The organism is Candidatus Sulfurimonas baltica, assembly GCF_015265455.1.
Lineage (GTDB): Bacteria > Campylobacterota > Campylobacteria > Campylobacterales > Sulfurimonadaceae > Sulfurimonas > Sulfurimonas baltica.
In genome coordinates, this window is the sequence record NZ_CP054492.1 from 896,994 (window position 1) to 919,228 (window position 22,235).

General features: G+C 32.3%; 23 protein-coding genes. 14 read left to right on the forward strand and 9 right to left on the reverse strand.

Annotated elements, in window-relative coordinates:
* Positions 1-3: 3 nt before the first annotated feature.
* The 3 genes from HUE88_RS04445 to gatC are packed head-to-tail and all read right to left on the reverse strand — an operon-like array spanning position 4 to position 1,714.
* Positions 4-1,083 carry a type IV pilus twitching motility protein PilT gene (locus HUE88_RS04445; RefSeq protein ID WP_194371477.1) on the reverse strand — a complete coding sequence of 360 codons (1,080 nt, stop codon included), beginning with the start codon at positions 1,081-1,083 and terminating at the stop codon, positions 4-6.
* Positions 1,080-1,421: an arsenate reductase family protein gene (locus HUE88_RS04450; protein WP_194371486.1), complete on the reverse strand. Its 342-nt coding sequence runs from the start codon at positions 1,419-1,421 to the stop codon at positions 1,080-1,082. Before HUE88_RS04450 ends, HUE88_RS04445 begins: the two co-directional genes overlap by 4 nt.
* 2 nt (positions 1,422-1,423) lie before the next feature.
* A complete protein-coding gene (gatC, locus tag HUE88_RS04455; protein ID WP_194371488.1) occupies positions 1,424-1,714 on the reverse strand; it encodes an Asp-tRNA(Asn)/Glu-tRNA(Gln) amidotransferase subunit GatC in 291 nt (96 codons plus the stop codon).
* Positions 1,715-1,838: 124 nt separating this feature from the next.
* On the opposite strand from gatC, the gene HUE88_RS04460 reads away from it, so the two are divergent.
* The 13 genes from HUE88_RS04460 to HUE88_RS04520 all read left to right on the forward strand — a co-directional run bounded on the left by HUE88_RS04460 (position 1,839) and on the right by HUE88_RS04520 (position 15,638).
* Positions 1,839-2,426 (forward strand): hypothetical protein, encoded by a 588-nt coding sequence (locus HUE88_RS04460; RefSeq protein ID WP_194371490.1) that lies wholly within the window; start codon positions 1,839-1,841, stop codon positions 2,424-2,426.
* A 4-nt stretch (positions 2,427-2,430) separates the two neighbouring features.
* Positions 2,431-3,426, forward strand: a complete 996-nt coding sequence (locus tag HUE88_RS04465) for a PQQ-like beta-propeller repeat protein (RefSeq protein ID WP_229860151.1) — start codon at positions 2,431-2,433, stop codon at positions 3,424-3,426.
* 25 nt (positions 3,427-3,451) lie between these two features.
* On the forward strand, positions 3,452-4,279 hold the full coding sequence (locus HUE88_RS04470; protein WP_194372518.1) for a tyrosine-type recombinase/integrase: 828 nt from the start codon (positions 3,452-3,454) through the stop codon (positions 4,277-4,279).
* Entirely contained in the window at positions 4,276-4,749 is a 474-nt protein-coding gene (locus HUE88_RS04475; protein ID WP_194371492.1) for an HD domain-containing protein, read from the forward strand. The genes HUE88_RS04470 and HUE88_RS04475 overlap by 4 nt, the downstream gene beginning before the upstream one ends.
* A 37-nt stretch (positions 4,750-4,786) precedes the next feature.
* Positions 4,787-5,293, forward strand: coding sequence for a nitrous oxide reductase accessory protein NosL (locus HUE88_RS04480; RefSeq protein ID WP_229860152.1), 507 nt, complete (start codon positions 4,787-4,789; stop codon positions 5,291-5,293).
* 9 nt (positions 5,294-5,302) lie between these two features.
* Entirely contained in the window at positions 5,303-6,016 is a 714-nt protein-coding gene (locus HUE88_RS04485; RefSeq protein ID WP_194371494.1) for a sulfite exporter TauE/SafE family protein, read from the forward strand.
* A 44-nt stretch (positions 6,017-6,060) separates the two neighbouring features.
* Positions 6,061-6,879, forward strand: a complete 819-nt coding sequence (locus tag HUE88_RS04490) for an HDOD domain-containing protein (RefSeq protein ID WP_194371496.1) — start codon at positions 6,061-6,063, stop codon at positions 6,877-6,879.
* Positions 6,880-7,392 (forward strand): hypothetical protein, encoded by a 513-nt coding sequence (locus HUE88_RS04495; RefSeq protein WP_194371498.1) that lies wholly within the window; start codon positions 6,880-6,882, stop codon positions 7,390-7,392.
* Between the two features lie 10 nt (positions 7,393-7,402).
* Positions 7,403-10,123, forward strand: a complete 2,721-nt coding sequence (gene polA / locus HUE88_RS04500) for a DNA polymerase I (RefSeq protein WP_194371500.1) — start codon at positions 7,403-7,405, stop codon at positions 10,121-10,123.
* 6 nt (positions 10,124-10,129) lie between these two features.
* Positions 10,130-11,341: a PAS domain-containing sensor histidine kinase gene (locus HUE88_RS04505; protein WP_194371502.1), complete on the forward strand. Its 1,212-nt coding sequence runs from the start codon at positions 10,130-10,132 to the stop codon at positions 11,339-11,341.
* Positions 11,331-12,029 (forward strand): response regulator transcription factor, encoded by a 699-nt coding sequence (locus tag HUE88_RS04510; protein WP_194371504.1) that lies wholly within the window; start codon positions 11,331-11,333, stop codon positions 12,027-12,029. The genes HUE88_RS04505 and HUE88_RS04510 overlap by 11 nt, the downstream gene beginning before the upstream one ends.
* A gap of 61 nt (positions 12,030-12,090) precedes the next feature.
* A complete protein-coding gene (locus HUE88_RS04515) occupies positions 12,091-14,925 on the forward strand; it encodes a ChaN family lipoprotein (protein ID WP_194371513.1) in 2,835 nt (944 codons plus the stop codon).
* Between the two features lie 53 nt (positions 14,926-14,978).
* Positions 14,979-15,638 carry a ferritin family protein gene (locus HUE88_RS04520; protein ID WP_194371515.1) on the forward strand — a complete coding sequence of 220 codons (660 nt, stop codon included), beginning with the start codon at positions 14,979-14,981 and terminating at the stop codon, positions 15,636-15,638.
* A 23-nt stretch (positions 15,639-15,661) separates the two neighbouring features.
* Here the strand turns inward: HUE88_RS04520 and HUE88_RS04525 are convergent, their stop codons facing one another.
* Positions 15,662-15,985, reverse strand: a complete 324-nt coding sequence (locus tag HUE88_RS04525) for an MTH1187 family thiamine-binding protein (RefSeq protein ID WP_194371517.1) — start codon at positions 15,983-15,985, stop codon at positions 15,662-15,664.
* A 15-nt stretch (positions 15,986-16,000) separates the two neighbouring features.
* Positions 16,001-17,413 (reverse strand): DUF4116 domain-containing protein, encoded by a 1,413-nt coding sequence (locus HUE88_RS04530; RefSeq protein ID WP_194371519.1) that lies wholly within the window; start codon positions 17,411-17,413, stop codon positions 16,001-16,003.
* Positions 17,414-17,584: 171 nt separating this feature from the next.
* Between HUE88_RS04530 and HUE88_RS04535 the strand changes: the two genes are divergently transcribed.
* The gene (locus tag HUE88_RS04535; RefSeq protein WP_194371521.1) at positions 17,585-18,973 is read left to right on the forward strand and encodes a class I SAM-dependent methyltransferase; all 1,389 of its coding nucleotides are present in this window, start codon (positions 17,585-17,587) and stop codon (positions 18,971-18,973) included.
* Between the two features lie 19 nt (positions 18,974-18,992).
* On the opposite strand, the gene HUE88_RS04540 is transcribed toward HUE88_RS04535, so the two are convergent.
* From HUE88_RS04540 to dapA, 4 genes are all read right to left on the reverse strand, one after another.
* Positions 18,993-19,883, reverse strand: coding sequence for a rhodanese-like domain-containing protein (locus HUE88_RS04540; RefSeq protein ID WP_194371523.1), 891 nt, complete (start codon positions 19,881-19,883; stop codon positions 18,993-18,995).
* A gap of 156 nt (positions 19,884-20,039) precedes the next feature.
* A complete protein-coding gene (locus HUE88_RS04545; RefSeq protein WP_194371525.1) occupies positions 20,040-20,474 on the reverse strand; it encodes an ankyrin repeat domain-containing protein in 435 nt (144 codons plus the stop codon).
* A 26-nt stretch (positions 20,475-20,500) separates the two neighbouring features.
* A complete protein-coding gene (locus HUE88_RS04550) occupies positions 20,501-21,268 on the reverse strand; it encodes an enoyl-ACP reductase (RefSeq protein ID WP_430733200.1) in 768 nt (255 codons plus the stop codon).
* Between the two features lie 16 nt (positions 21,269-21,284).
* Entirely contained in the window at positions 21,285-22,178 is an 894-nt protein-coding gene (gene dapA, locus HUE88_RS04555; RefSeq protein ID WP_194371529.1) for a 4-hydroxy-tetrahydrodipicolinate synthase, read from the reverse strand.
* Between the last annotated feature and the right edge of the window lie 57 nt (positions 22,179-22,235).

The following is a 22,235-nucleotide window of genomic DNA, read 5'->3' on the forward strand; positions in this document are numbered from 1 at the left end:
ATTTTATAAATTCTCTATTATCTTAATAAGCTCTTCAGGTCTATTAGAACTCGCAATAGCAGTCTCTTTTGATATAAGTCGTTTTTGTAAAAAAGCTACAAGTTGATCAGTCTGAGTAGTCATATTCGTCTCATTTTGATTTAGTTGCATTTGAGAGTATAATTGGTGAACTTTGTCTTCTCGTATTAGATTTTGTATAGCAGGATTTGTAATAAGAACTTCCTGTGTGGCTATTACACCACCTCCAGTTCTTGGCATAAGAGACTGTGAAACAACAGCAATTAGCGAAGATGAGAGTTGTGCTCTTATCTGGGCCTGTTCTGCTGCGTCAAATACATCAATAATACGGTTAATAGTTGCAGGTGCTGAATTTGTATGAAGTGTTCCAAATACAATGTGACCAGTTTCAGCCGCTGTTAAAGCTGCTCCAATAGTCTCTTTATCTCTCATCTCCCCAATTAATATTACATCAGGATCTTGTCTTAATGCATATTTCAGAGCAGTAGCAAATGATTTTGTGTTTTCGCCCACCTCTCTTTGAGAAAATAGTGATTTTATATTTTTATGAACAAACTCAACTGGGTCTTCAATTGTAATAATATGTTTGTTTGCTGTTATGTTTATTTCATGTAGCATTGAAGCGAGAGTAGTTGATTTACCGCTACCAGTTGGTCCTGTAACTAAAATAAGACCTTTCTCTTTTTTTACTAACTCTTTAAATATTGGGTTATTATTAAATTTTTCAAGAGGTGGTATCTCGATTGGAATCATACGAAAAGCACAGGCAATGCCCTCAATTGTACGGTAATAATTAACACGAAAACGACCAATGTCGTTAAGTTCAAATGAGAAGTCAAGTTCATTATTCTCTTCAAACTCTTTCTTTTGTTTATCTTCAATAAGAGAGTATGCCATTTCTTCTACTTGTTTTGCAGTTAAAATTGGAAGATTCAAAGGTTTTAATGCCTTATCTATTCTAATCTGAGGCTCACTTCCAGGTACGAGATGTAAATCCGAAGAATTAAAGTGTAGAACACTTTTAAGCAACTTTTTTATGTCTATGGTTTTTGTCTCTTCACTCATAACAATTCCTTTATATACTCAGTTTCATTATAGCTAACTAGAACTTTATTATCAAATTCTATTACAGGTCTTTTAATTAGAAGGTTCTCTTTACAGAGCAACTCTTTTTTTGCGTTATCATCTGGATTTAAAGCCTTTAGATTAAGCGTTCTGTATGTTGTGCTTCTTGAATTAAACAGTGTTTTCATATCTACATGTAAAAGCCAATAAGATACTTTTTCACATCCAACTTCGTCTGTTTTAAAATCTTGCAACTCATATTTTATATTATGTTCTTTAAAAAATGAGAGTGCTTTTTTTACACTGTCACAGTTTTTAATCCCATAAATTTTTATCATTATTACTCTATTATTTTAGGAACTATAAAGAAATGATCACCACTCAATGGTGCATTTTTAAGTATATCATCATTTATTTTACTGTTGCAATATGGAGAATCTTCTCTAAGTATTGTTGCCTCGTCATTCATGGCAAATTTAGCATCAACACCATCCGTGTTTAATTCGCTTAGATTATCAACAAAACTTACTATTTCAGAAAGCTGAGTGATGATTTCCTCTCTTTTATCGTCTGAAACTTTTAAAAAAGATAATTTTTCCAATTTAGTCAATAGTGCGTCATCTACTTGCATGTAAATCCTATATATATTAATTTACATGATTGTAACAAAAAAAATCTATCTATTTGATGAAACTTTAACAAACTATGCGATATTATTTTGAACTTTTTAAAATATATGAAATAAAGGAACTTTTTTGAGCTTAAAAGATAATATTGACATGGTAAAAGAGGAGCTGAATTCAGAAGAGAAATTTTTTGAAAAAGCTGTTATAACTGAAAGATTTGTTAAAAAATATAAAAATCTAATGATAATTACAGTAGCTTCAATTATTCTAGTTGTTGGTGCAAATATAGCATATAATGCAAATGAGCAAAGTAAGATAACTGCTGCAAACGTTGCATTAATTAAACTTCAAAACGATGCTGGGGATTTAGATGCGCTTAATGAATTAAAATCTTTAAGCCCTAATTTATATGATGTTTGGATTTTTTCAAAAGCAGTAGCAGACAAAGATATAGAAACAATTAAAAAACTCAAAAACTCAAAAGCTTTAATAATAGATGATTTAGTTAAATATGAATTAGCCAATGATGCCGTCTCTTTAAATGAGTATGCTTCAAAACAAGATGCTATTTTTAGAGATTTAGCACTGCTTCAAAGTGCTGTTTTACTTTTAAATGAAAATAAAATAGAAGAAGCTCATAATAAACTCTTAAAAATATCTCAAGAGTCACCACTAAGTAATTTAGCAAAATCTCTTATTCATTACGGGATAAAGTAATATTTTGAAACTTTTATCACTTATTTTAATAACAACAACAGCTATCTTCTTTAACGCTTGTAGCTCTAAAGAAGTATATGAACCTAAAAATGTTGTAGATAGTTGGGCCAAGGCTGGAAGCAGTGATGTAACTATAGAAAATATCGCATCTGATTCGGCTCTTGTTCAAGAGAGAAAAGTATTAGTTGAGGGTAAAGTATTAAATATAAAAATATCTGACAATTATAAATTGCTTGGCTACAGTGACGGCTGGGTTATAAGTTCAAATATTGACGGTAATTTAACGATGCAGTCTGTTGAGAACAGTGCAAAAGTTGAGAGCTTTGACCTTAAAAAAACTATTGCTACTGCAAGTGTTAAAGATGATGTGTTGGCAGTTTTATTTATAGATAATGAGATTGCTCTTTACTCAATATCTACAAAATCTATACTTTTAAAAGAGCAGGGTGATACAGCTGTAGTTGTAAATTCTAAAATTGTTAAGCCATATTTTAAAGATGATTTAATTCTATTTTCAACTCTTGATGGAAAAGTTGTAATTATAAACTCAACACTCAAAAAGAAACTAAGAACTATCATAGTGAGTAGTGAAAACTATTTTAATAATATCATCTATTTTAATTTAGTTGACAATAAAATCATAGCTGCTACCGGACATAAAATACTCTCTTTTTCAAACAAAGAGATTAGAGCAAAATATGATATCAGAAGTGTTGTAGATGATGGAAAAACTATTTTTTTAAATACAAAGCAGGGTGAAGTAGTTGCTTTAACTCCTGAACTTAAAGAAAATGCAAAAGTGAAGTTTCCTTTCGCCCATTTTCTTGGGATGATTGTTACCTCTGATAAGTTGTATGTTCTAGAAAAAGAGGGGTATCTTATCGAGATGAGTAAAGATCTATTGGAGTATAAAGTCTATGATGTAGATGTGGATGACGGATATATATTTATTGATGATAAGATATTTTATGTTGTTGATGAGTATATTTCTGTAGAGTAGCAATAGTCTTATGACGATATCTACAATGTCAAATGAGTTAGAGGCATTTGTGGAGTATATAAGCGTTACAAGGGCTCTCAGCAAAAGAAGTATAGAAGCTTACAGAGGTGATTTAAACACTCTTGAGGAGACTCTTGGAAGAGCTCTGATAACTCTAGACTCAAAAACTCTTTTTTCTGCACTTAGTATATATAAAAACAAGAGAACTCTAAATAGAAAACTATCTTCTGTAAATGCTTTTTTTGAGTTCTGCTACAAGAGTCAGTTTAAAGATGAAAAAACAAAACTTAAGCTCTCAAAAATTCCAAAACTGCTTCCAAAATTTCTTTCATACAAAGAGATACAAAATTCGCTTGATTCAATAGATAGAAGTTCATGGATAGGTCTTAGAGATTATGCACTTATAATCTATTTATACGCAACTGGTACAAGAATAAGCGAGTGTTTATCTTTAAAATCAGATGATATAGATGGTGAGTGGCTTCGTATTCGACATGCCAAGGGTGAAAAAGAGAGAATAGTTCCCATCGCAAAAGTAGCAGTTGATGCAGTTAAAAGATACTTGAGTGAGTTTAAATATGAAAATGAATTTATTTGGTGTAACTACAAGGGTGAAAGTCTAAGTAGAATCTCTGCATATAAAATAACACAAAAGTATCTAGGAGTATCTCCACATGTACTTCGTCACTCCTACGCTACAGCACTAATAACCGGAGGTGCTGATTTAAGAGTTGTGCAAGAACTTTTAGGCCACTCTTCCCTTTTAACTACGCAGATATATACACATATTCAAAAGCAAAATCTAAAAGATACTGTCGATGTTTGTCACCCGATGGCAAAGGAAAATATATGAACAAGGTTAATAATAGCTTATTTTCAATACCATTTTTAAAATCTCTTTTTTTTACCCAAAACAAGTGGCATCAACACGGGGTTTTAGCTCATACACTTCGTGTAACATATAATATTTTAAAGGCTGGAGAGTGGAAGTTTTTTATGGCAGGAATACTGCACGACATTGGGAAGCCATTTACGGCGTATAAAAAAGATAAAGAGGATGTTGAGTATAATGAGTACAGTTTTACAGACCATGAAGAGAGAAGTTATCAAATAATAAAGAATTGGCCTTTTATAAGTAAATATACAAAAGATATAGTGAGATACCACTATTTGATACGTGATATTAAAAAAAGTGAAAAAGAGGATTTGCCAAGATTTTATGAAAAAAAAGAGATATGGGAAACGCTTGACGAGACAATAAAAGCAGATTTAGATAGATTTATGCTTTATGATGATTTGGGAAAAGGGGATAAAAAAAGATGAAATGTTTGATTTTCCAAATAATTAGGAGTTTATAGAGATGATGAGAAAAATGATACCATATTCAGCAGTAATAGTGTTAGTTTTAATAATTGTTACACTTTTTTTATCGCTTGCCTCAACAAAAAAGATGGTAGTCATAATTGAAGGGAATACAAATCAAATACCAATTGAGATGAAGATAGGTGTTTTTCAAGATAGTGACTGCGGAATGGTTATCAATGATTTAAGAGATGCATCACAAGTGATATCTAAAAACGCAAAAAGTTGGTTTTTCCATGACCACGGCGGAATGATAAAATGGCTTGAAGATAAAGAGTTCAAATCTGATGCAAAGATTTGGGTTATGAGTAGAGATACTAAAAAATGGATAGATGCAAGAACTGCTTATTATTCACTTATAGATGATACACCTATGGGTTACGGATTTGGTGCTTATGAGTTTAAAAAAGATTTACATGTAGATTTTGATACAATGCGTTTAAGAATGCTAAGAGGGGAGACTCTTAAAAATCCGCGTATAAAAAAACAGCTATTAGGGAACTAAATACTTAATATGGAAACAGTAAATATTATATCTATTATTAGTATCGCTTTTTTAGGCTCTTTTGGTCACTGTATTGGTATGTGTGGCGGGATTGTTTTGGCTTATTCAGCAATAAAAATACAACCTCAGAGTTCAAAAATTTCCAAAACTAAAGCCCATCTTCTTTACTCTTTTGGAAGAGTTTTTACATATTCTATTCTTGGCGCAATATTTGGAGGACTTGGAGGGGTAGTTACTTTTAACAATACTGCAAATGGTACACTGCTTATCGTTGCGGGAATTGCAATGGTTTTGGCCGGACTCTCACTTATGGGAAAGATAAAATTCTTAACTCTTATTGAGCACTCTATATCTTCCTCCTCACTTTATAAAAATGCTTTTAAGCAGGTTTTGAACTCGAAATCAAATATTAGTTTTTTTATTCTTGGAATGTTGAATGGTCTTTTACCATGTGGATTTGTTTACTTTTTTGCGATTACTGCAGCAAGTACAGCAAGCCCAGTTTATGGTGCTTTTGTTATGGCTATTTTTGGATTAAGTACAATTCCGGCAATGTTTTCTATTGGCTTTTTAGCATCGTTATCTAATGCAACAAATTTTAGAAATATGATGATGAGTCTCTCATCTTTTGCTGTAATCCTTTATGGTGTTCACACTCTTTACAATGGATTTGATTATATCACTAGAGCAGATAAGACATTAGCAGAGTGCCATACTAAATAAATTTATATTTAAATGATATAATATATTCAAAAAAGGTAATTGTATTGAAAAGTTCTATTATAGACAGTATCAAAGCCCTTCCTCCACTCTCAACAACAATAGTGGAAATCAACAGAATATATGCAGATGGAGACTCTACAATAAAAGAGATGTCAAAGGCTATAGAACATGATCCTATGATAATCGCGAATCTTCTTAAGGCAGCAAACTCTCCACTGTATGGTTTCGCACAACAGATAAAAAATGCTTCTCAAGCTGTAAGCCTTTTTGGTATGGGAATGACTCGCTCTATTGCTATAGGAAATTCAGTTAGAAAACTTCTTAATGTGGACATGAAGCCATATGGAATAACATCAGAAAAATTTGCAGAAATTTCATTACTTCAAGCTACTTTAATACTCAACTGGTATAAAAAAGTAGATAAAAAGAAGGCTGAAACACTCTATTTGGCGGCATTTTTACAAGAGACAGGTAAAATTTTAATAGCAAGTGATGTAATTCAGAGTGACGAAGCAATCAGTTTTGCAAGTGAAGTTGAGACATCAAATAATTTAGCAATGGTTGAAAAATCTTACTCAGATGTTACATGTGGTGAAGTTACAGCATTAGTATTTGAACATTGGGGATTTGATAAAGATTTTGTAGAGATGATTAGATATTCAGATAATCCAATGGCTGCTCCAGATGACATAAGGGAGTACGCTACAGCTTTAAACATTGTAAAAACAATCATACCTATAAATAAACCATTAAATGAGATGGGGATAAACTTTGGACTTAAAAAAGCACTTGATGCAGGTTATAATCATGAGCTATTAGAAGATTCCGTTGATGACCTTATTGACACTCCTGAAAATGAATAAATGAGTAATAAATATAATAACAAGACGCACAAAGAAGGGTTGCTTCAAAGAATGGCAATTCAGGGTTTAAAAGAAAAGATAGACCCATTGGATGAAAATTATCCAGAGTATGAAAAAATAATTAAAAAAGAGATAACTGCTCTTGAAAAAATAAAGTTTGACGGATACATGTTGCTTTTAGCAGATGTTGTTTTGGTTTCAAGAGAGATATCTGGTTTTGTCTCTTGTTTTGGAAGTATTCAGAACTCTTTAACAGCCTTTGTTTTGAATATTGTTGATATCTACGAATTTGATAAAAAGAATTTTAAAAATTTTACACCATTTACTAAAAAGCCAATTGTAAATATTTTAATTTCAAGTTATGCAAATGCTGGTTGTGTTGGATATGTAAAGCATAAGTATTCAAATATAATTAAAAAATCTAAAAAAAGAACTATTATTTTTAACGATGACTTGATAATAAAGTTTGTTGATTTAGGAATTGAGATAAAAGTTAAACAAACACAAGAATAATAGGATATATATGAGCAAAACAGTTACAATAATAGACACATTCGGATTTTTTTTCCGTAGTTTCTATGCACTCCCCTCGCACCTTAAAAACAAAGACGGCTTCCCCACAGGACTTTTAACAGGCTTCACGAACTTTATATCAACGCTTCAAAAACAGCATGACAGCGACTATATTATATTCGCTATTGACACAAAGGGCAATACTTTTAGAAATGAGATTGACCCAAACTATAAAGCAAATCGCAAGGCTCCCCCTGAAGAGCTTACAATGCAACTCCCAATTGCAATAGAGTGGATAGACAAAATGGGGTATAAAACTCTTGGTAAGGTTGGTTACGAAGCTGATGATATAATAGCTACTGTTACACATTTTGCAAGAGAGAATAACTACAACGTAAGAGTCGTTTCACATGATAAAGATCTTTACCAACTCATAGATGATGGGAAGGTTGTGGTAGTAGATGCAATTAAAAGAAAGAGCATGGATGAAGATGCATGTTTTGCCAAATATGGCATAACTCCAAAGCAGTTTATAGATTACCAGTCTATATTGGGTGACTCTGCCGACAATGTACCTGGCGTAAAAGGGATAGGTAAAGTAGGGGCAGAGAAGCTTTTAGTAGAGTATGGATGCTTAGATAATATTTATGCAAATATTGATGAGATAAAACCAGCTGGTGTAAAGAGTAAGCTTATAGAGTCAAAAGAGGGCGCTTACATGTCAAAAGAGCTTGTAACTCTAAGACATGATGTGTTTGATGAGTTTGATTTTGAAGAGTATAAGATGGATATTGAACATCCGTTTTTAAATATTTATGATGAGCTTGTAAAGTATGAACAAAATGCCATTTTAAGAACTTTACATGCTAAAAATATGGTTAGCACTCAAACACATCAAGATGCTGTTAAAAAAGTAGAGATAGAGATACAAGAGACAAGAAAATTGGATTTTAAAGCGACTCTGATAACTGACATTAAAGAGTTAAACAGAGTGTTAAACACATTGGACAAAGAGACAATAGTGGCTTTTGACACTGAGACAACAGGACTTGAGTATGAAAAAGACAGCTTAGTCGGTTTTAGTTTTAGCTTTAATGACCTTGAAGCCTATTATGTCCCATTTGCCCACTTTTATTTAGGTGTACCAGAACAAATCAGTTTAGATGATGCTAAGGTAGCAATTAAAAAGATATTTAACTCTAAAGTAGTTGGACACAACCTTAAGTTTGATTTGCATTTTGTCACTAGGTTCTTAGAAGATGATAGTTTAGATATTTATGCAGATTCTATTATATTAGCTTGGCTTATTAATCCTGAGAGTGCTTTGTCTCTTGATAAATTGGCAGATAAACTTTTAAATCACACTATGGTAGCTTTTAAAGATACAGTTAAAAAAGGGGAGACATTCGCAGGTGTTGAAGTTGAAGATGCTTGTAAATATGCTGCGGAAGATGCCTTTATAACTTTAAAACTTTATAATCTTTTTTTAGAGAAGTTAGAACTTCAAGGGGCAGATTATTTAATACAAGAGGCTCTACATGTAGAGGTTCCTTTCATTAAAACTCTTTTGAAAATGGAAAAAGAGGGGATAAAAGTAAATAGTGTGTTTTTAGAGGAGTTTTTGGTTGATGTAAAAGAGAATTTGGGTGAATTAACAAAAAGTATATATTCATTAGCAGGTAGTGAGTTTAATATTAATTCAACGCAACAGTTAGGAGTTATACTTTTTGAACATTTAGGGCTCCCAGTTGGCAAGAAAACAAAAACTGGCTACTCAACAAACGAACAAGTTTTAAGCTCATTAGAAGATAAACACGAGATTATCCCTAAATTGCTAGAGTACAGAGAAGTCTATAAGCTTTATTCAACATATATTGAACCTCTTTTGAAGCTAAGCAAGGAAGACAAATTTAGCCGCATACACACCTCTTTTGTTCAAACAGGAACTGCTACAGGGAGACTTAGCTCTAAAAATCCTAACTTGCAAAACATTCCAACTAGAACAAAACTAGGATCTAAAATCAGAGAAGCTTTTGTATCTGGTGAGGGTAAAAAACTTATAGGTATTGACTACTCACAAATTGAGCTTAGACTTCTGGCACACTTCTCCCAAGACAGGGTTCTTGTCGATGCTTTTACTAATGATAAAGATATACATATGCAAACTGCTATTGCACTTTTTGGCGAAGAGGATGCAGCCTCTAAAAGAAATGTTGCCAAAACAGTAAACTTTGGACTTCTTTACGGGATGGGGCAAAAAAAATTATCAGATACTTTGGGTATTACAACTAAAGAGGCTAAAGAGATTATAGAAAAATACTTTGAGTCATTCCCGACAGTTAGAACATATTTTCGCTCTATCGTAGATAACTCTAAGGAGTTTGGATATGTGGAGACTTTACTAAAACGCCGTAGATATTTTGACTATGAAAATGCTACTCCTATGTTTAAAGCAGCATATGAGAGAGAGTCTGTAAACAGCCTCTTTCAGGGAAGTGCATCTGACCTAATTAAGTTGTCAATGAATAAAATTCATAAAGTAATAGAAGATGAAAATTTAAATGTCAAGATGCTTCTTCAAATTCACGATGAGTTGATATTTGAAGTAAACGAGAATGAAGCAGAAATTTTAGGTCAAAGATTTAAAGATATAATGGAAAATATAATGAAGCTTAACGTGCCTCTTAAGGCAAGTATGAACATTGGAAATAACTGGAGCGAGCTCAAGTAGCCTCATATGTTAAAACAATACAAAGAAGCAATAGAAAAAAGCAATATAATTTCTAAAACTGATATTAATGGAATTATCACTTTTGTAAATGATGAATTTTGTAAAATCAGTGGCTATTCAAGAGATGAACTTATTGGCAAAAACCATAATATAGTAAGACATCCTGATATAGATGCCTCAAAATTCAAATTTCTTTGGGAAACTGTCAAAGCCAAAGATATTTATAAAGATACTGTTAAAAATAGAGCAAAGGACGGTTCTACATTTTATGTGAATACAACTATAGTTCCCATTCTTGATGAAAATGACAATATTGATGAATTTATAGCAATTAGATATGACGTAACAAGAGAAGTTATTTTAAAAGAGGAACTTTTAAAAAAAGAGATAGAGTATGAAGAGTTAAATAAAACACTTGAAAAAAGAGTCCAAGAACAAACAAAAGAGCTTCAAGAGTTAAACAAAACGCTCGAACAGCGAGTCAAAGAAGAGATAACTAAAAATGAAGAGAAACAGCGTGTTATGTTTTGGCAGTCTAGACATGCAAGTCTTGGTCAGATGTTGGCAAATATAGCCCACCAGTGGAGACAGCCACTAACTGAGTTGAATTTAGCCATATTTAGTATAAAAAAAGCTGCGATTAATAACAACAGTGATGATTTGTCAAAGTTTTACAAAGAGAGTAAAAAAATAATAAAAAATATGTCAGAAACTATAGATGACTTCACTAATTTTTTTAAGCCAAAAAAAGAAAAATACTATTTTAATATAAGCGGTAGCATAAGGGAATCAATAACTCTTTTGGATAACTCGATTAAGGATGATTTGATAAATATTAAAACAGACTTGACAGATATAAAAGTTCTTGGGGTAGAAAATGAACTTACACAGGTAATTATAAACCTAATTAATAACTCCAAAGATGCTTTTATTAATAATGCTATTTTGATAAGAGAGATGAGTATTATTACCAAAAAAGATGATGGTTTTGCGATAATAGAAGTTAAAGATAATGCTGGTGGGATACATAAAGAGAATTTAGAAAAAATTTTTGAGCCGTATTTTACAACAAAGCATAAAAGTCAAGGGACAGGATTGGGGTTATTTATGTCAAAAATGATTTGTGAGCAAGGGTTAAATGGTTTTATGTATGTAAATAGTAAAAAAGGCACAACAAGTTTTATAATAAAAATACCATTGGATAAAAATGAAAAATAGAGTATTAAAGCAGCTGAAAGTTCTATTAGTAGAAGATGAAGAAAATATTGCGAGACTTTTAAAAGATGCCATCGGAGATAACTTTTTAAGTTTTCTTATTGCCAACGATGGAAAAGAAGGCTTAGAAATGTTTCTTAAATACTCTCCTGATATTGTCATAACAGATATTAATATGCCTCGACTTAACGGTCTTGATATGTCAAAAAAATTAAAAAGTATGAATCCAAGTATTCCAATAATTATTTTAAGTGCATTTAGTGAAAAAGAGAAGTTGTTTAGCGCTATAGATATTGGTGTGACAAAATATTTTTTAAAACCGTTTGACCCTGATGAGTTGCTTGATTATATTGATAGTATCTCTGAAAAAATAGCTTCTAAAGCAGTGACACTAAGTGAAGGTTTTGTCTTTAACAAAAGTACATGCAGTCTCTATAAAAATGACAGGTTCGTCTCGTTGTCAAAAAAAGAGAGTGCATTTTTTGCACTTCTGCTCGAAAACAAGAACAGTATTATTGATGATGAAAATATTAAAATTTCTCTTTGGCCCAAAGAAGAAGTGAGTGATGAGAGACTTAGAACGTTTATAAGAAGAGTCAGAGCAAAAACTTCAAAAAAGTTAATAAATAATGTAAAGGGAGTAGGGTATCAAATCTATTTTACCAGTGTAAATTCTATCTATAATTTTTAAATATACTCCTTTGTATTCTTATTGTTGCTACAATATCAACTCTTACATGTAAAGGAAAACTATGAAAAAATTACTATTATTAACAACTATCCTTCTCTCTTTTGCTTATTCTCATGAATGTAAATATACGCTTGAGATTAATTTGGATACAGAAAAAGGGCTGCTACAAGGTCGTTCAATAATTGAAAGTGATCACCCTTCTATGAAACTGCTCGATACAAAAGCAAATATTACAGGCGTTAAAAATGCAAAACTAACTGTAAATGAAAATACCCCTTACCTTATTAAAGAAGATGTTAATAGCCCCCTTGAGATGACGTTCTCACACAATTTTCAAGCAATAAATTCAGATGCAATTTTACTTGAATCTTGGTACCCTAAAATAGATGTTTTGTGTAAATATGAAACTATAATTTCTAATTCCAAAATCACAACTGTTGTTGAAGCAACAAAAGTAACTGATGATGGAACATCAAAACACTTTATATTTGAAAACCCAATAGAGTCACTGCATTTAGTCGCATCTAAAAACTATGTAGTTAATTTTAAAACAACTAAAGATGCAATGGAACTCTCCACCTACTTATATCCTAATGATGCAAATTTATCAAATACATATATTCAAAGAAGCGAAAAATATTTTAATCTTTATAAAAATATTTTTGGATTTATACCTTTTACAAAATTTTCAGTTGTGGAAACTCCTTTTCCTGCCGGATACTCTATGCCTACATATACTCTTATTGGAAAACAGATTATTAATAAAGATTTTGTTTTAGATAACTCATTGGGGCATGAGATAGCACACCAATGGTTCGGTGGCTATGTATATTCACCGGACCAGGGGAACTGGGTAGAGGGGATGACTACTTTTTATTCTGATTATCTTTACGCAAAACAAAATTCAAAAGCGGCTGAGTATAGAAAAGACATATTGATAAAGTATAACTCATTTGTAAATCAAAACAATGAAACAGCCCTCATTGAGTTTACTCATAAAAATAAAGAGAGTAAAAATGCTATTGGATACGGTAAAGCCACTTTCTTTTTTTACATGTTGGAGAAAAAAATAGGTGAAGATGCATTTAATAGAGGGGTTAAAAAACTACTTCAAATGTACACTTACAAAACGGCATCATATAAGAATCTAAGAGAGATATTTGAAGAGGCTTCAGGTGAAAAACTTTTAGATTTTTTTATAACTTGGGTTTACAACAAGGGAGCATTGGATGTTAAAATTGATAATATTAATTTGATGTTTTTAAAAGACAAATATATCCTAGAATTTGATACAGTTGGTAGCATACAACTTGGAAACTTACCAATATCAGTCTGCTCAGATGATGAGTGTTTATATACTACAATCGATATTAGTAAAAAAAGTCAGCGTTTAGAGTTGGATATTGAACCAACAAAGATTGTTGTTGATGAATCATATGACATTTTTAGAAAGTTGGATGAGCGAGAAGTTCCTCCCGTTATTTCAAAAATTATTCAAGATAATACTCTTGTAGTGGTTGATAAAGACGATGAGAAAAAATTCTCTAAAATCATGTTCGCATATAAAAATTTTAAATATGCCGATGAAATAACATTTGATGAGATAAAAAACAACAATATTTTAATATTTGGAGCTAAAAACTCATTTTTGAAGAAGTTTGCACTTAATTTTAAAATGGAAGGTGAAGGAAAAATCGAAGTGTTTAAAAATCCTTTAAACAGTTTGAATGTTATTGCAGTGTTTGATGTAGAACAAATTTCCAATACTTTTTTATACAAATTGAAACATCTTGGAAAATACTCAACAGTAGTTATTAAAGATGGAGTAATTGTTGAAAAAACAACTAAGGAGTCCTTAAACGGGATTACATACAAAATTAATAGCGGCTCATTCGCACAAAAACCAAAGAGACAAAAGCTTGGTGATACTTTTAAAGAGATAGTTGATAACAAGGTTGTGTTTATTGGGGAGATGCATACTGAGTTCTCAAGTCATCTCAATCAACTAAAGATAATTAAGGCAATGTATAAAAATAATCCAAAACTCTCTATAGGTATGGAAATGTTTCAAAAGCCATTTCAAAAATATCTAGATGCATTTATATCAGGAACAATAAGTGAAAAAGAGATGCTTAAAAATACTGAGTATTTTCAGAGATGGAAATATGACTATGAACTATATAGACCAATTATGCTTTTTGCCAAAGAGAAGAATATACCAGTAATTGCACTTAATATAGATAGGGCTATTACAAAAGTAGTAGTAAGTGAGGGGTTGGATGCACTCAGTGATATTCAGCGTGTACAAGTGCCTAGTTCTATTGATTTTTCCAATGAAAAGTATAAGGAACAACTAAAATCAATATATTCAATGCATCAATCTAAAAGTTTTAAAAGTTTTGAGGAGTTTTACCATGCACAACTTTTGTGGGATGAGTCAATGGCTATGAATATTTCTGAATATATGAAAAAAAATCCAGATTATAATATGGCTGTATTAGCCGGAAATGGTCATGTTATGTATGGATATGGTATTCCAAGCAGGATGGAGAGACGAGGCATTGTAGATTATGCAATTACTCTAAATATGACAAACTCTGAAGCAGGAATTGCAGATTATATACTATCTTCATCACCTGTTGGCACGCAAAAAGCAAAAAAACTTGGTGTGTATCTAGAGTCAAATGAAAAATTAAATGTAATTAATATTGTAGAGAACTCTTCTGCTGCTAAAGCTGGTATAAAAGTAGGTGATACAATTGTCTCTTTAAACGGTGTTTTGCTTAAAGATAAATATAGTCTTCAAGCAGAACTTGCATTTTTAGACGGCAGTGGAAATGTTGTTCTGCTTAGGGATTCAAAAGAAATTAATGTTAAAATTGAGTTTTCTAATTAAAATAATTGTTTTAATATAATATAATAAGTTTAATGATATTCAAGGGAGTTTTTATGAGACAGAATGAGTTGTACAAATGCAATAAGTGTGGAAATATCGTAGAGATACAAAAAGTGGGTGGCGGTGAGTTGCACTGCTGTGGACAAGCTATGGAGATGGTTACTAAAAGTTTAACTTCTGTTAATCTAATGAAAGCTTTTGCAGGTGAATCACAAGCTAGAAACAAATATGAATATTTTGCTAAAGTGGCGCAAAAAGAGGGTTTCAGAGATATTGCAGAACACTTTCAAAGAGCAGCTAATAATGAAAAACATCATGCAAAGATGGAACTTGCATTAAGCAATAGAATGACAAATAGTAGTGATAATAGTTTTGGAAATACAAAAGAGAATCTTCAGTCTGCAATAGATGGTGAATCTTATGAAAATTTAATAATGTATCCTGAATTTGCACAGATTGCAAAGGATGAGGGGTTCACTGAAGCGGCAAAGCTCTTTTCAGGTATAGGGCAAGTTGAAGTTGAACATGAAAAGATGTTTAAAATGCTTTTACAGAGACTTGAAATTGATGCTGAATTTATTAGTGAAAATAAAGAAGAAGCTTGGATTTGTGAAGTTTGCGGTCACATTCATTATGGTAAAAAAGCGTTAAAAAATTGTCCTGTATGTGACCATCCGCAGGAGTATCAATCAAGATTAAATACTAAAAAATAGCACAGTAGTTTTGAAGTAAACTACTAATGGTTTACTTCTCTATTTAAAACTTTTTCAACCGAAGCAATCTTTGACTTTAGTCTATTTTGCTTACTATTTCTTATATCAAACTTCAAAGATGAATATACTCTGTCGCACTCTTTAAGTTGCTCATAGGCAAGTTCTATTATAGCTAGTGCTTCTTTCAACGTATCTGTCTCAATAATGGTTCCCATTGGCGTAAGCTGATAGGAGACACCTGATCTGTCTATAACATCTATTACTTTGCTGACCTGTGCTGAAACTGAATCTCCATCTCGACAATTTTCCGATATAGGAAACATACTGAACTCTAGTAATATACTCATGCGTTGACCTCTCTTTTATTTAATAAACTCTAGTGCTTTATAGGATTTTATTCCATTTATTTTGTGAAATTTATCTGAGCCCTCTACTTCATACACAATCGTAAATCCATAGTTAAATTTTTGTTCCAGTGAATTAATTATGAAAGATCTTCTAAATGGAAGATAAATATTTTTGGCTGTATTTGGAGCGATTAACATTGAGTCAAAAGAATATTCGTCCTCCCCATAGTGCTCTGTAAGAGAGAGTATTTTTATTAGTTTACTTGTAGCATTACTTATATTTAAATTTGAATCAATTGTTTGTAACTTTATATTTTTATCTGAGATTAAAAAAATTTTTGGTTTATTTTTAGAGTAGATTTGTTTAAAAACTGATAATTGAACTTCAGCATCAGGATTACTTATGTACTTTATTAGTCCGGAATCTTCTTTAACTGCAATAAATTGAACTTCTTTATCTGGATTTTCTATATATTCAATTAGTCCAGCTCTGTGTTTGACTGCAATTATTTGAGCCTCTATATCTGGAGTTTTTATGTATCGTATAAGTTCCGGATTTTGTTTTAAAGCAATAAGTTGAGTCTCTTTATCCGGTTTATCTATATGTTCAATAAGAGTAGCATCTTGTCTAATAACAACAAGTTGAACCTCTTTATTTTGATCTTTGATATATTTAATAAGAGAAGGATTTTTTTTAACAGCAATAAGTTGAATTTGTATATCCGGATTTTTTATGAATTCAATAAGATTAGGATTCTCATTTACAGCAATAAGTTGAACTTCTCTGTCTTGGTTTTCTATATATTCAATAAGGTTTGCATTTTGTTTTACAGCAATAAGCTGAATATCTTTGTCAGGATTTTTTATATACTCTATTAGTTTAGGATTTTGTTTAATGGCAATAAGCTGAATTTCCTTAATTGGATTTTTTATATACTTAATAAGCTCAAAATTTTGTTTAATTGCAATAAGTTGAACGTCTCTTTCAGGATTATTGATGTATATAATTGCGGATGGGTCTTGATTTACTGATATAAGTTGTATCTCTTTATCAGGGTTTTGTATATATCTAATAAGGTCAGTGTTGTGTTTTATGGCAATTAACTGAACCTCTTTATCTGGGTTTTTAATATATATAATCGTTGAAGGGTCTTCATTTACTGCAATTAATTGAACCTCTTTAGCCGGGTTTTCAATATATTTAATAAGTTCACTATTTTGTTTTACAGCAATGAGTTGAACTTCACTACATGGGTTCTCTATGCTTTCAATACATGCCGGATATTTATTGACGGCTGATATTTGCTCTTGTATTGAAGCAAGATTTAAATTGTTAATGCTCCCATTAGAAGGAGCAGATGCACAGCCGGCAAAAATGCTTCCAATAAAAAACACGATTATTAATTCAATTATAATAACTATTTTCATTTTATACCTTTTATTAATTATATACAAAGTTTGTAACATAATCAAAATAAGTATACTTTTTTTTATTGAAAACTACATCTCTATTAAAAATAAGCATATTAAGTTAATTGTCTAAATTACTAAATAGACTAAATTATGATATTATTTTATTCTTAAAAACAAAGGAATACTATGGCTAACCTTGATTCAATTATTGAACTATATTCAGATCTTGCAGACAACCCATTAAAAGATTTTGGTTGGAAAAAAGGATTCACCAATGCAAAATCTCATGGATACAGGGATGAGTGGTTTGAAATATTGCCCCAAGAGATATGGAAATACTGCGCAGCAGTTGGAAATCCATTTTTAAATGCAGAGATAAATAGCGGAGATGTTGTAGTTGATTTAGGCTGCGGTGCAGGTGTTGATTTGCTAGTAAGTGCACAGTTAGTAGGGGAAGATGGACGAGCAATAGGGGTTGATATCACACCAAAGATGGTTGAAAAAGCAAAAGAACATGCAGATATGGCTGGCTTCTTACATGTAGATGTGATAGAGAGTAGTTTTGACAATATACCATTAGAAGATGAGAGTGTGGATGTCGTGATTTCTAACGGGGCAATTAACTTGACAAGCTGTAAAGAGAGTGTTTTTGCTGAGATATTTCGTATATTAAAGCCAGATGGGAAACTCTTTTTTGCAGATATTATTGATATATCAAAAGATGATAAATCATCTACATGTTGCTCGGCAGAAGCAGTAAAAGAAGAGAGTTGCTGTTCTGAGAGTGAAGTTCAGAGTTCTTGGGCAAATTGTGTAGCTGGAACTTTAAAACAAGAGAAGCTTATTGATATTATGAATAACGCCGGTTTTACAGATATTGAGTGTACTGGCCTGACTGATTACACAACATCAGATACTACAAGAGGTGCTACTTTTAGGGGTGTTAAAAATATATTAAAGCAGAGTAGACAAAAGCATTGGAATGATGTGTTTATAGAAAAAGATTATACTCAGGTTTTGTGGCACCAAAACTCTCCAGTATTATCTTTAAAACTTATACAAAAGTATGGTATTGCAGATGAAGATGCAATTATAGATGTTGGTTGTGGAGCCTCTTTCTTGGTTGATAATCTTATTGAAAAAAATTACAAAAATATTACTCTTCTTGATATTGCCGAGTCCTCTTTAGATATTGTAAAAGAGAGACTTGGAGAGTTGGGCTCAGCCGTCAGATACAAATGTTGTGATGTGACCCAGTTTGAAGCGACCAACAGTTTTGCCCTTTGGCACGACAGGGCAGTTTTTCATTTCTTGCTAGATGCAAACGATAGAAAAAAATATCTTAAAAGTATGTATCAGGCATTAAAGTCCGGTGGCATAGCAGTTATAAGCACTTTTGCAATTGACGGACCGCAGCAGTGTTGTGGATTGGATATTGTCCAGTATGATGCCCAAAAAATGAAAGAAGAGTTGATAGATGGGTTAGAACTTTTAGAGAGTTTTGAGATGCAGCACTTGACACCAAAAAACAGTTATCAAGCATACATCTGTTTTATTATTAAAGCTACTAAATAGTAGCTTTAGTTTTTTTGGTCTATATCTCGTCCTCTGATTTAATTACAGGTTTCTCATTCTCAATAAAGGGGTAACCGGCTCTAGCCCAGCCCTTTACACCGGCAGTTAGGTTATATACATTTTTATAACCTAAGTGTTTCATAGCCTGAGCTGCTAATAAACTTCTCGCTCCCAAACGACTATATACTACGATTACAGTGTTTTTGTTATCAATTATTCCTAAAACTTTAAATTCTAAATCACATCTAGATATTGCATAACTCTCATCATCTGTATATATCTCTGCCTTAACTTTTTTTGATGCGCCTCTTACATCTAAAAGAGTTACATCTTCTCCATTGTCAAGCATTTTTTTCAACACAGCAGGGCTCATCTCCTCTACTTCAACTCTTGCGTCAGCAAGCATTTTGTCAAGATCTTTATTTCCAGTTCCCGTGCAGGCCTGCTGGTTGCAGGCAGTAGGATTTGCTTTTTCATTGCTCATATATTTTAAAACAGGTAGGCTTTTTATCGGTTTTACAACTTCATTTTCAACGATTGTTTCAGTTGTGCAGCTATTACAATCTGCCTCAACATTGAAGTATTTATATCCCCATATAGGAAAAGAAAGCATAATAATCGAAAACAGAGTTACTGTTGCTAAAAACTTTTTACTAGAGAAAAATCCAATCTTGCTTTCATCATCACAAGCACAATTAATATCATCTTTTTTTGTTTTTAGCTTATCCCACCAAGCATAAAGCAACACTAAAATAGTTAGACCAACTAAGTAATTATGATATGGTTGCATCCAAGAAAAAGATGAAGCCAAACTACTTGATCCTGCAAGTACTGCCAATACTGGAGTTACACAGCAAAGAGACGCTGCCACTGTTGCCACGATAGTAGCCATTATTTTTTTATTCGCCATCTAATATATTCCTGTCTTATAGTATGAATTTTAAGGAGAAGAGTACAGTGATAACCCTTAATAAGCAGTTAATTGTCTAAATTGCTAAATAGCTTTAATTGATATTAAACGAATGATAGGAATTGATTAGTGCTTTACACATTTGTAAATGGGTATTTAATTTAAATACCCATACATATTTGTTCGTTCAAATTTTTTAGCAAGCATTGGGGCAGTCGCACCTCTTGCATTTGCAATTGATTTGTCTGCACCTTTTTCAACAAGAAGTTTGCAAAGAGATGGTACATCATCCATAATAGACTCCATTAGAGGTGTCCAGCCAACGCCATCTATCTTGTTGATATCTGCACCTTTTTCTAAAAGCAGCTCAACCATAGGAGTTCTCTCTCTCCTGATAGTTACATGTAGAAGTGTCCATCCATATTTATTTTGGATATTTATATCTTCTAGTTCATTAACAATAGCGCCAAAAAGTTCTAAGTCATTTTCGTAAACTACCTTCTCAAGTAGTTCAAAAATATCTTCAAATTTTTCATTGTAGTTTTTTACTTTATTTTGTATATTATCTGATAATGTATTTATATTTTGCATCCATGACCCCTTATAAGTTTAACTATTTATTGAAAAGAAGTTCCACCATCAATTACTATAGTCTGACCAGTCAACCAAGAAGATTCACTACCACATAAAAATAGACAAGCTCCAGTTAAATCTGTAGCTTCACCCATACGGCTAAGAGGAGAACGTTTAACGACTTCATCTTTAACCACTTCGTAGTTAGGAAACGCTTTTAGTGCATCAGTATCAATCGGGCCACCGCTTACAGCGTTTACTCTGATGTTTTTTTCTCCAAGTTCAGCAGCTGCATAACGAACCATAGCTTCAACTGCAGCTTTGTTTGTACCGTGACCTGCATAGTTTGGAGTGTAAACAAGGTTACCGGTAGAACTCATACTTATAATACTTCCACCGCCAATTTTCTCCATTCTTTTCGCAGCTTCTTGAGCACCTACAACAAAAGCATCAACGGTAGCTGTATATATATTGTTTAAACCTTTTGGTTTAAGTCTCATAAATGGACCAAATCCACCAACTACGGCACGACCAGAGATAATAGCATTTGATATAAAAAAGTCTAGTCTGTCAAAGTCTTCATCAAAAAGTTTATATACATCTTGGTAAGTTAAAGGTTCTAAAATATCTAATTTATAAGCTCTGCACTTAACACCATAGTTTGCTTCTATGTCTGCGACTATATCATTAGCACTATCTGCACTTGAGGCATATGTAAATGCTACATTACACCCTTGCTTAGCAAAAGCATAAACGATTGCTTTACCTATTCCACGAGTTCCACCACTAATAAATAAAGTTTTTCCTTGAATGCTATTTTGTGTCAATTTATAGTCCTTTGATTTCATAGTTTTTCATAATAGTTTCTAGTTTTTTCATATTTTCAACGCTTGGAGCAACTAGAGGAAGTCTGTACTCTAAAGTGTTTATAAGTCCAGCTATATACATAGCGGCTTTTATCATAACAGGATTGGACTCAATAAAGAGAACTTTATTAATAGGAAATAGCAAGTCATTTATAGCTTTTGAACCTGCAAAGTCACCGCTTAATGCTTTTGCAACAAGTTGGCTCTTTAAATCAGGTAGCAAGTTTGAAGTAACAGAAGTTATTCCTGCTCCACCATTAGCTAAGATTGGGTAATCGATTGAATCATCACCAGAAAATACTTTAAGCTCAGGTCTGCGAGAGAGAAGCTCTATTGTTCTCTCTAAGCTTCCAGTAGCTTCTTTGATTCCATAAATATTTTTTACATCGTCAAACAGTCTTATTACAGTATCTGCTTCGATGTCAACCACTGTACGGCCAGGAACGTTGTAAAGCATAAACGGAAGGTCACTTACAGACTCTGCAATAGCTTTATAGTGCTGGTATAGACCCTCTTGAGAAGGTTTGTTATAGTAAGGAGCAACTGAAAATATAGCATCCACACCACATTTTTGTGCAGTTATTGCAGCTTTAATAGCTTCTGCAGTTGAGTTACTACCTGCGCCCGCAAGAACTTTTGTGCCAGTTCCTTTACACACCTCTACTGCTATCTCCATACATCTTTTATCTTCGTCGTATGTAAGTGTCGCACTCTCGCCAGTTGTTCCAACTGGACAAACAGCGTTTATTCCGTTGTTTATTTGTCTTTTTATCAGGTCAGCATAAGACTGCTCATCTAATTTTCCATTTTTAAATGGAGTAATCAGTGCAGTGGTTGAACCAGTTACGATATTCATCAATATAGCCTTCTTTAATTAATACGCAATTATATCGAAAAAGATTTAATATCAAGA

Excerpts from the sequence above, each read along its gene's own strand:
- HUE88_RS04540 (WP_194371523.1), bottom strand. The coding sequence starts at position 19,883 with ATGGCGAATAAAAAAATAATGGCTACTATCGTGGCAACAGTGGCAGCG.
- HUE88_RS04485 (WP_194371494.1), top strand. The coding sequence starts at position 5,303 with ATGGAAACAGTAAATATTATATCTATTATTAGTATCGCTTTTTTAGGC.
- gatC (WP_194371488.1), bottom strand. The coding sequence starts at position 1,714 with ATGCAAGTAGATGACGCACTATTGACTAAATTGGAAAAATTATCTTTT.
- HUE88_RS04475 (WP_194371492.1), top strand. The coding sequence starts at position 4,276 with ATGAACAAGGTTAATAATAGCTTATTTTCAATACCATTTTTAAAATCT.
- polA (WP_194371500.1), top strand. The coding sequence starts at position 7,403 with ATGAGCAAAACAGTTACAATAATAGACACATTCGGATTTTTTTTCCGT.
- dapA (WP_194371529.1), bottom strand. The coding sequence starts at position 22,178 with ATGAATATCGTAACTGGTTCAACCACTGCACTGATTACTCCATTTAAA.
- HUE88_RS04480 (WP_229860152.1), top strand. The coding sequence starts at position 4,787 with ATGATGAGAAAAATGATACCATATTCAGCAGTAATAGTGTTAGTTTTA.
- HUE88_RS04470 (WP_194372518.1), top strand. The coding sequence starts at position 3,452 with ATGTCAAATGAGTTAGAGGCATTTGTGGAGTATATAAGCGTTACAAGG.
- HUE88_RS04450 (WP_194371486.1), bottom strand. The coding sequence starts at position 1,421 with ATGATAAAAATTTATGGGATTAAAAACTGTGACAGTGTAAAAAAAGCA.
- HUE88_RS04505 (WP_194371502.1), top strand. The coding sequence starts at position 10,130 with ATGTTAAAACAATACAAAGAAGCAATAGAAAAAAGCAATATAATTTCT.
- HUE88_RS04520 (WP_194371515.1), top strand. The coding sequence starts at position 14,979 with ATGAGACAGAATGAGTTGTACAAATGCAATAAGTGTGGAAATATCGTA.
- HUE88_RS04525 (WP_194371517.1), bottom strand. The coding sequence starts at position 15,985 with ATGAGTATATTACTAGAGTTCAGTATGTTTCCTATATCGGAAAATTGT.
- HUE88_RS04530 (WP_194371519.1), bottom strand. The coding sequence starts at position 17,413 with ATGAAAATAGTTATTATAATTGAATTAATAATCGTGTTTTTTATTGGA.
- HUE88_RS04445 (WP_194371477.1), bottom strand. The coding sequence starts at position 1,083 with ATGAGTGAAGAGACAAAAACCATAGACATAAAAAAGTTGCTTAAAAGT.
- HUE88_RS04510 (WP_194371504.1), top strand. The coding sequence starts at position 11,331 with ATGAAAAATAGAGTATTAAAGCAGCTGAAAGTTCTATTAGTAGAAGAT.
- HUE88_RS04515 (WP_194371513.1), top strand. The coding sequence starts at position 12,091 with ATGAAAAAATTACTATTATTAACAACTATCCTTCTCTCTTTTGCTTAT.
- HUE88_RS04545 (WP_194371525.1), bottom strand. The coding sequence starts at position 20,474 with ATGCAAAATATAAATACATTATCAGATAATATACAAAATAAAGTAAAA.
- HUE88_RS04535 (WP_194371521.1), top strand. The coding sequence starts at position 17,585 with ATGGCTAACCTTGATTCAATTATTGAACTATATTCAGATCTTGCAGAC.
- HUE88_RS04495 (WP_194371498.1), top strand. The coding sequence starts at position 6,880 with ATGAGTAATAAATATAATAACAAGACGCACAAAGAAGGGTTGCTTCAA.